The organism is Ferrovibrio sp. (assembly GCF_017994015.1).
Taxonomy (GTDB): domain Bacteria; phylum Pseudomonadota; class Alphaproteobacteria; order Ferrovibrionales; family Ferrovibrionaceae; genus Ferrovibrio.
Genome location: NZ_JAGOLP010000089.1, coordinates 1 through 8,855, shown reverse-complemented (window position 1 = coordinate 8,855; position 8,855 = coordinate 1). Strand labels below are relative to the sequence as shown.

The window sequence follows — 8,855 nt, the reverse complement described above, 5'->3', positions numbered from 1 at the left end:
ACATGGGCTTGACACAATATACCGTGGCAGCTTGACGCTGCCTGGGGCGGTCCCTACCTTATTTACGAAACTGGACCCGCCCGGCTGGCGCAGAAATAAAGGAATACCTCGATGTCCGCCACGACCAAAGTGACCGATGCCTCGTTCGAAACCGATGTGCTGAAGGCTTCCGGACCCGTGCTGGTGGATTTCTGGGCCGAGTGGTGTGGCCCGTGCCGCCAGATCGCACCCGCGCTGGATGAGATCGCGGCCGAGATGGGTGAGAAGCTCACCATCGCCAAGGTCAACATTGACGAGAACCCGACCACCCCCACCAAGCTGGGTGTGCGCGGCATCCCGACCCTGATCCTGTTCAAGGATGGCAAGCCGGTGGCGACCAAGATCGGCGCGCTGCCGAAGAGCCGCCTGGTCGAGTGGATCAATTCCTCAATCTGATCTTTCAGCGATTGCGGGCCAGCACTTGGCCCGCCAGATACAGCGAGCCGGCGATGAGAAAACGCGCCGGCTCGTTTTGTTTTTGCAGTCCGGCCAATTCGGCCAACGCCGCTTCAAGTCCGCTGCTGGGTTTCGCCGCCAGACCCTGCTGCATGGCATAAGCGGACAAATCTTCCGCTGACAGACTATTGGCTTCGCCCTGGATCGCCACGGTGCGGCAGCCGGCCAGATAGGGCTGTAATGGCGCCAGGAATCCGCCAGCTTCCTTGGTGTTGAGCATGCCGGCCACCAGATAGGTCGGGCGCCGGGTTTCCGGCTTGCCCTGCCAGGCCGCCAGCGCTGCCGCCAGTGCTGTGCCGGCCATCGGATTATGGCCGCCATCAAGCCAGATTTCGCTATTGGCCGGCAGCAGATCAATCAGCGGGCCGCTTTGCAGCCGTTGCAGCCGCGCCGGCCATTCCACTTGGCGCAAGCCGGCCGCCAGTGCGGCTTGCGGTATGTTCAACGGCCCTAGCCGCCGCGCGCAGGCGATGGCAGTGCCGGCATTTTCGATCTGATGGTGCCCTGGCAAGGCCGGCAAAGGCAGGCGCAATTGCCCCCCGTCACCCTGCCACAGCAACACATCGCCCTCGGCTTGCACCTGCCAGTCCACGCCGTGGCGAAACAGCGGTGCCGCAAGTGCCTGCGCCCGGGCCGCCAGCACGGCGCTGGCCTCACCGCCTTGCGGGCCGACCAGGCAAGGCACCCCGGGTTTCATGATGCCGGCCTTCTCGCCGGCAATGGCGGCGATGCTGTTGCCCAGGAAAGCCATATGGTCCATGCCGATCGGGGTGATGGCGGTCAGCAGTGGCCGTGGCACCAGATTGGTGGCATCCAGCCGGCCGCCCAATCCGGTTTCCAGCAACACAAGATCGGCCGGTTCTTCAGCAAAGGCGCGGAAGGCGGCGGCGGTTGTGATCTCAAAAAACGTGATCGGTGCGCCGGCATTGAGCCGTTCGCACTCTGCCAGCAGTGCCGCCAGCCGCGTCTCGTCGATCAACTGCCCGGCCAGCCGGATACGCTCATTGAAGCGCACCAGATGCGGCGAGGTATAGGCATGCACGCGATAGCCCGCCGCCTCGGCCATGGCGCGCAGATAGGCCACCAGCGAACCCTTGCCATTGGTGCCGGCAATATGCACCACCGGCGGCAGGCGCAATTGCGGATCGCCAAGTTTGTGCATCAGTGTGGCAACCCGGTCCAGCGACAGGTCGATCACCTTGGGATGCAAAGCCGTCAGGCGTTGCAGGATGGCATCAGTGGCGGGTGCGGAACGCTGTGGCACGGTACGGCTTTCTCGGCTGGGCGGCAGACTCTACGCAACTCCGCAAGATTTATCAAAACCGCCCATGCTCGACGCCGAATATATCTATGCCAACCTGGATGTATATCTATGCCAACCTGGATGCCGCGCCTGATCTCAACCGGCTGGCGGAAGTGGCGCCCACAGAATCGCTCACCGATATCTGCCTGCCGCTGAAATAGCGCCGGGCGCAGGATAAGCGCCTCTCATGCCATAACAATAGTCGTCGTGGTCGGCGCAGGCCGACCACCCACGGGTGTTTTATTGCCAACGCGCTCTATGCAAAAAAAACGTGGATGGTACGCCTTCGCGTACCATGACGCTCTTTGTTAGGCCACCGGCCAATACAGGCGGCTCAGCGCCGCGCGCCGTGCGGGATTTCGCCGGTCGGCGGCAGGTCCAGCCCGGGGCGCGGCAGGGCCACCACATCGGCCTTGTGCAGCGGATCAAGCAGCAGGCCGACAATGCGGGCCAGGGTTTCGCGCATCTGATGGCGATGCACCACCTGATCCAGCATGCCGTGGTCGAGCAGATACTCGGCGCGCTGGAAACCTTCCGGCAAAGTCTCGCGGATCGTCTGCTCGATCACGCGCGGGCCGGCAAAGCCGATCAAGGCGCCCGGCTCGGCCACCTGGATATCGCCCAGCATGGCGTAAGAGGCGGTGACGCCGCCGGTGGTCGGGTCGGTCAGCACCACGATGAACGGCAGATGCGCTTCACGCAGGCGCTGCACCGCGATCACGGTGCGCGGCATCTGCATCAGGCTGAGGATGCCTTCCTGCATACGCGCGCCGCCGGCTGCGGCAAACACGATCAGCGCGGCGCGCTGGTTCACGGCCAGGGTGGCGGCGGCAATCAAGGCCTCGCCGGCCGCCATGCCCATCGAGCCGCCCATGAAGGCGAAATTCTGCACCGCCACCACAACGTCATGCTTTTCCAGCGTGCCATGCGCCACCACGATGGCATCGCGCAGGTTGGTCTTGCTGCGGGCATCCTTCAGGCGGTCGGGGTATTTCTTCTGGTCGCGGAAACCCAGCGGGTCCTGGATCACATCCGGCAATTCGATGGTCTGGTATTCGCCATTGTCGAACAGGGCGGCGAAGCGCTCCTTCGAGCCGATGCGCAGATGGTGGTCACATTTCGGGCAGACATGCTGATTCTCCTCCAATTCCTTGGAGTAGATCATCTGGCCGCAGCCGGGGCATTTTTTCCACAGATTGTCCGGTGTGTCCTTCTTCCGGGTCATCTCGCGGATTTTCGGCAATACCGTGCGGGTCAGCCAGTTCATGCGGACTCTCCTTAAACGTCTCGGCCTTACTTGCGGGCCATGCGCACAGCGGCGCCCAATTCCTGCACCAGGTCCAGCACATGCTGTGCCGGGTCGATGCCCTTCACCTGGGCTTCCGCCACGCGCTCTACAAGGGCCGAGCCAACCACGGCGGCATCGGCAACACGGGCAATCTCGGCGGCACGTTTGCCATCGCGGATGCCGAAGCCGACGCCAACCGGCAGGTCGGTATGGCGCTTGATGCGCGCCACGGCGGCGCCAACAACATCGCTATCCGGGGCGGCAGCGCCGGTGATACCGGCAATCGAGACATAGTAAAGGAAGCCGGATGTGTTGGCGAGCACGGCCGGCAGCCGGGCATCGTCGGTGGTTGGTGTCGCCAGGCGGATGAAATGCAAGCCCGCCTGGATCGCCGGCAGGCAAAGCTCGTCATCCTCTTCCGGCGGCAGATCAACGATGATCAGGCCATCCACGCCGGCCTGCTTGGCATCAGCCAGGAAGGCATCCACGCCATAGGCCGAAAGCGGGTTGAAATAGCCCATCAGCACGATCGGCGTGGTGTTATCCTGCTTGCGGAAGCCGCGCACCAGATCAAGCGTTTTGCGTACGCTGGCGCCAGTGGCCAGGGCGCGCAGATTGGCGGCCTGGATGGAAGGGCCATCGGCCATCGGATCGGTGAAGGGCATGCCCAGTTCGATCACATCGGCGCCGGCAGCCGGCAGGCCGGCCAGCAGCCGGGCGCAGGTATCATGGTCTGGGTCGCCGGCGGTGATGAAGGTGATCAGGCCGGCGCGGCCTTCGGCTTTCAGGGCGGCGAAGCGGGCATCGATGCGGCTCACGGTCGGTATCCTTACAGAGTGACGCCAAGGGCGCGGGCAACGGTGAACACATCCTTGTCGCCACGTCCGCACAGATTCATCACCAGCAGATGGTCCTTGGGCAAGGTCGGCGCCCATTTGATCACATGCGCCAGGGCATGCGACGGCTCCAGCGCCGGAATGATGCCTTCGATCCGCGAGCAGAGCTGGAAAGCATCCAGCGCTTCGCGATCGGTGGCGGAAACATACTGCACGCGGCCTACATCATGCAGCCAGGCATGCTCCGGGCCGATGCCGGGATAATCCAGGCCGGCCGAGATCGAATGCGCCTCGGTGATCTGTCCATCGGCATCCTGCAACAGAAATGTGCGGTTGCCATGCAGCACGCCGGGCACGCCGCGCGCCAGCGACGCGGCATGCTTTTCCGTGTCGAGGCCTTCGCCGGCAGCTTCCACGGCATGAATGGTCACGCCCGGATCGTCCAGGAAGGGATGGAACAGGCCGATGGCATTCGATCCGCCGCCGATGCAGGCCACCAGGCTGTCGGGCAGGCGGCCTTCCTTCTCCAGCATCTGCTCGCGGGTCTCGCGGCCGATGATCGATTGGAAGTCGCGCACCAATTGCGGATAGGGATGCGGCCCGGCTGCCGTGCCGATGATGTAGAATGTGTCATGCACGTTGGTCACCCAATCGCGCAAAGCCTCGTTCATTGCATCTTTCAGCGTGCGCGAGCCTGACGTGACCGGGCGCACTTCGGCGCCGAGCAGCTTCATGCGGAACACGTTCGGCGCCTGGCGCTCGATATCGGTTTCGCCCATGTAGATCACGCAGGGCAGGCCAAAGCGCGCCGCCACCGTGGCGGTGGCCACGCCATGCTGGCCGGCGCCAGTCTCGGCGATGATGCGCTTCTTGCCCATGCGCTTGGCCAGCAGGATCTGGCCAATGCAATTGTTGATCTTGTGCGCGCCGGTATGGTTCAGCTCGTCGCGCTTGAAATAGATTTTGGCGCCGCCGAGATGTTTGGTCATCGGCTCGGCATAGTAGAGCGGGCTTGGCCGGCCGACATAATCCTTAAGGAAATAATCCATCTCGGCCTTGAAGGCCGGATCGTTTTTGGCGGCGATGTATTCGCGCTCCAGATCGAGGATCAGCGGCATCAGGGTTTCGGCCACGAAGCGACCGCCGAAACGGCCAAAATGGCCGCGTTCATCGGGGCCGGAGCGATAGGAATTCAGCACGGTCATGGCAAATCCTCAGAGGCTGAAAGCGGTATCAAGAAAGGCACGGATTTTCGCCGGGTCCTTGCGGCCCGGGGCGCTTTCCACGCCCGAGGAAACATCCACCGCCGTGGCGCCAGAGCGGCGCACGGCTTCCGCCAGGTTTTCGGGGGTCAGGCCGCCGGAGAGCAGCCAGGGCCGTTTGAAGCTCTTGCCCTTCAGCATGTCCCAGTCAAAGGCCAGGCCATTGCCGCCGGGCCGCGTGGCGCCCTTGGGCGGGCTGGCATCAAATAGCAGCCAGTCGACGATATCCTCATATTCGCGCGCCCGCTCGATATCTTCAGGGCCGCTCACCTTGATCGCCTTGATCAGCGGCAGGCCGAAATAGATCGTGATGGCGCGGCAGCGTTCCGGTGTCTCGTCGCCATGCAGTTGCAGCAAATCAAGCCGCGCCTTGCCCAGCACGGCATCCAGCTGGTCATTGCTCGGATCAACAAACAGCCCAACCCGATCCGTTCCGCTCGGCACCTCGTTGAGCAGGGTGACGGCCGCTTCAATGCCGAGATTACGCGGCGAGGGCGGAAAGAACACGAAACCCAGCATGTCGGCTTCGAATTCCAGCGCGGTTTCCAGCGCCACCGGATCGTTGATGCCGCAGATTTTGGTGAACAAAGCCATCAGGCAATCTCTTGCGCAATCGCCTGGGCCGCCGCATCGGGATCGGCCGCCTCGGTGATCGGCCGGCCGATCACCAGATGGTCGGCGCCCAGCCGCAAAGCCGCAGCCGGGGTCATCACCCGCTTCTGGTCGCCTGCCGCACTGCCCGCAGGGCGGATGCCCGGCACCACCAGCTTGAAATCCGGGCCGCAGGCGCGGCGCAGCAATTCAATTTCAGTGGCAGCGCAGATCACGCCATCGGCGCCGTTATCCTGCGCCAGCCGGGCCAGCCGCACCACATGGCCGGAAACATCGCCGCCGAGGCCAATCGCCTCCAGGTCGGCGGCATCCAGCGAGGTGAGCAGAGTAACAGCCAGGATTTGCGGCGGCAGCCGGCTTGAACGGGCAGCCTCAACGGCGGCGCGGATCATCGCCGGCCCGCCCGAGGCATGCACGGTGACAAATTGCGGCGCCATTGCCGCTGCGGCAGAGCGGATCGCGCCGGCCACGGTGTTGGGGATGTCGTGGAATTTCAGGTCCAGGAATAGCGGCGCGCCGGTGGGCAGGATGGCGCGCACCTCGGTCGGCCCATGGGCGGTGAAGAATTCCTTGCCCAGCTTGACGCCGAAGCCGGCGGCGGCGGCGGCGCGGGCGCAACGGGCGGCATAGGCCAGTTCGGCGGTGTCGATGGCGCAGAAGACGGGAGTAGGGCGGGTCATGGCCGGCCTTATACAAGAATGAGGCCGGCGAGTCTGCCCTTTTGCCTTGGAAAATCCCCTGTTTGGGTGGGGTTACTGGGCCGGCAGCGCCACCGCCCGGCGGATCATTTCGGCCAGATGCTGGGCCAGGCAGCCATTCAGCATGCCAGCCTCCTGCATCTGCTTCGCCTGATCCTTGCTTTGCAGGTCAAAAACCTCGTTTTCCGACCAAAACTGCATCATGTCGTAGCGCGGGAATACCGGCACGCCCTCGGCATCGCCAATCCAGCCCATATGCTGGTCAAACGCCCCTGCATCCACCATCGGCGCCAGCCGGGCGCGGTATTGCGGCGCGATCAGGATGGTGTCGATGCCGGCGCCGCGCAGTTTTTGCAGTCCTTCTGTCAGTGCAATAGCGAAACTGTTGATATCGGTCTGGCGTGCTGCCTCCACATTGCCGGTCTGCCACACCACCAGATCGGGCTGGGCCGGCAGCACTTCGGCCTTGATCCGGCGCAGCATGTCCTGCACCGACTGGGTCCGCAGCGAGCGGTTGTCGATCACAAAGCGCCGGCCCGGAAAGCGGGTCTCCAGCGCTTCCGGCAGGCCGGCAATATAGGTGCGGGTCAGGCCACCGCTTTCATGTTTGAGGGAGGAAGAGGAGCCCAGCACCAGGATGCGGATTTCCGTATCGCTGGCCAGCCGCTTGGCCAGATGTGGCAGCGGCGCGTCGACAAAACGCAGGCTGGCGGGCAGGGCGCAGCGTTCCTGGGCCTGTACCGGCAGGGCCAGCAGCAGAAGGGTGAGAAAAGCCAGGAAGGGTCGCATCTCGGTTCATTCCCCGCCGGTTGACGCCGGGCGCGGCGCCGAACCGGTCTTCTCGGTGGCAATATACCATGTCTTGAGCCAGGCCAACGCCACCATCAGCGCCATGCCGGCCAGGCTGACAGCAAATTGTGCCAGCAGGCCGGGGCTGACTTCCACCAGCACAAACTGGGCGGCAAAGGACAAAAAGATGCTGGCGCAGAACACATCCAGCGAATGTTTGCCGCAGAGCAGCACCGGCCGGGTCCAGGGCTGGCGCAGGAAGCCGGCATCGGCCGGCACAAAGCGCACCACCAGATAGGCTTGCGCCAGGAAATGCAGCAGCCGCAGCAGGTCCAGTTCGGTCTTGTCGATCGGGTAGAGCAGGCGACGCAGCCATTGCGGCACATATTGTGCCCAGGGCGGATAGAGCCAGGTGCAGACAATGGCAAAAGAAAACAGCAGATAGGCGATGCACAAGGCGCTGGTCAGGCCGGTGGGCAGCCGGTGCCACGGCGCCTGCCGGCGTTTCAGCGCGCACCAGGCGCCGATCAGGAACAGGAATTGCCAGGCCAGCGGATTGAAGAACCAGCCGCCATCGGGATAGGCCGGCAGGTTCCAATGCAGCCTTTGCACCACAAACCACAGCAGGAAACTGCCGCCCAAAGTGGCCAGCGGCCAGCGTTTCAGCGGCCACAGCAGCAGCGGAAAAACCAGCAGCAGCGCGATATACATCGGCAGCACGTCCATATTGGCCGGCTTGAATTTCAGCAGCAGCGCTTGCAGCATCAGGATATGCGGCTGCTCGAATAATTCCGCGATCCCCATTTCCTCGGCGAAAACCGGGTTGAAGCGATCGGCCACATAGGCGATATGCGCCACAAACACCATGAACAGGAAGATATGCGCGGTGTAGATCTGCCACACCCGGCGCCCGATGCGCGCCGCCGTCACCAGCCAGCCGTTGCGCTCAGGCAGGGCGCCGAAGGCCAGCATCACCGAATAGCCGGAGATGAAGACAAATATCTCGGTGGCATCCGAGAAACCGTAATTGCGGTTGCTGATCCAGCTCACCACATTGCCGGGAATATGATTCAGGAAGATGAACAGCAGCGCCAGGCCGCGGAAAAAATCCAGCCGCAGATCGCGTTCCGCCTTGCTGCCAATCTCAGCGCCCATGCCGCCATTGCCTCCTGGCGGTCAGTATGGGAATTCGCTAAACTTGGCGCAATGCGCAAAACCACTTTTCGTCTCGGGCTGCTTGCAGCCGCCAGCCTCGCCGCCGCCGCCCTGCCTATGGGGGCCGTCCTGCCTGTGGCTGCTGCCGAGCATGCCACCATCCTGATGTATCATCGCTTCGGCGAGGATCGCATCCCGTCCACCAATATCCGGCTGGAGCAGTTTGAGGCGCATCTGGCCGAACTGACCTCCGGGCAATATCGTGTGCTGCCGCTGCCGGAGATCGTTGCCAAGCTGAAAAAAGGCGAGCCGCTGCCGGATCGCGCCGTGGCGCTGACTGCGGATGATGCCTATCTCTCGATTGCCACTGAAGGTTGGCCGCGTATCAAAAAGGCCGGGCTGCCCTTCACGCTGTTT

The 8,855-nt window shown here is 63.5% G+C and carries 9 protein-coding genes and 1 pseudogene; 2 read left to right on the top strand and 8 right to left on the bottom strand.

Annotated elements, in window-relative coordinates:
• Positions 1 to 111 precede the first annotated feature (111 nt).
• Positions 112 to 435: a thioredoxin TrxA gene (trxA, locus tag KBB36_RS19950; RefSeq protein WP_290985314.1), complete on the top strand. Its 324-nt coding sequence runs from the start codon at positions 112 to 114 to the stop codon at positions 433 to 435.
• Positions 436 to 439: 4 nt separating this feature from the next.
• Here trxA and KBB36_RS19945 read toward each other — a convergent pair whose 3' ends face one another.
• From KBB36_RS19945 to KBB36_RS19910, 8 genes are all read right to left on the bottom strand, one after another.
• Positions 440 to 1,759, bottom strand: coding sequence for a folylpolyglutamate synthase/dihydrofolate synthase family protein (locus tag KBB36_RS19945; protein ID WP_290985312.1), 1,320 nt, complete (start codon positions 1,757 to 1,759; stop codon positions 440 to 442).
• Positions 1,760 to 2,132: 373 nt separating this feature from the next.
• Entirely contained in the window at positions 2,133 to 3,065 is a 933-nt protein-coding gene (accD, locus tag KBB36_RS19940) for an acetyl-CoA carboxylase, carboxyltransferase subunit beta (RefSeq protein ID WP_290985310.1), read from the bottom strand.
• A 26-nt stretch (positions 3,066 to 3,091) separates the two neighbouring features.
• Complete coding sequence (gene trpA, locus KBB36_RS19935; protein ID WP_290985307.1) at positions 3,092 to 3,904, bottom strand: tryptophan synthase subunit alpha; 813 nt, start codon at positions 3,902 to 3,904, stop codon at positions 3,092 to 3,094.
• Positions 3,905 to 3,915: 11 nt separating this feature from the next.
• Positions 3,916 to 5,127: a tryptophan synthase subunit beta gene (trpB, locus tag KBB36_RS19930; RefSeq protein ID WP_290985304.1), complete on the bottom strand. Its 1,212-nt coding sequence runs from the start codon at positions 5,125 to 5,127 to the stop codon at positions 3,916 to 3,918.
• A gap of 9 nt (positions 5,128 to 5,136) precedes the next feature.
• Entirely contained in the window at positions 5,137 to 5,778 is a 642-nt protein-coding gene (locus tag KBB36_RS19925; protein WP_290985301.1) for a phosphoribosylanthranilate isomerase, read from the bottom strand.
• Positions 5,778 to 6,476, bottom strand: coding sequence for an orotidine-5'-phosphate decarboxylase (pyrF, locus tag KBB36_RS19920; protein ID WP_290985298.1), 699 nt, complete (start codon positions 6,474 to 6,476; stop codon positions 5,778 to 5,780). Before pyrF ends, KBB36_RS19925 begins: the two co-directional genes overlap by 1 nt.
• A gap of 72 nt (positions 6,477 to 6,548) precedes the next feature.
• A complete protein-coding gene (locus KBB36_RS19915) occupies positions 6,549 to 7,283 on the bottom strand; it encodes an SGNH/GDSL hydrolase family protein (RefSeq protein WP_290985295.1) in 735 nt (244 codons plus the stop codon).
• Positions 7,284 to 7,289: 6 nt separating this feature from the next.
• A complete protein-coding gene (locus KBB36_RS19910) occupies positions 7,290 to 8,438 on the bottom strand; it encodes an OpgC family protein (RefSeq protein ID WP_290985293.1) in 1,149 nt (382 codons plus the stop codon).
• A gap of 51 nt (positions 8,439 to 8,489) precedes the next feature.
• On the opposite strand from KBB36_RS19910, the pseudogene KBB36_RS19905 reads away from it, so the two are divergent.
• Positions 8,490 to 8,855: pseudogene (locus tag KBB36_RS19905) on the top strand (chitin deacetylase); the annotation flags it as partial.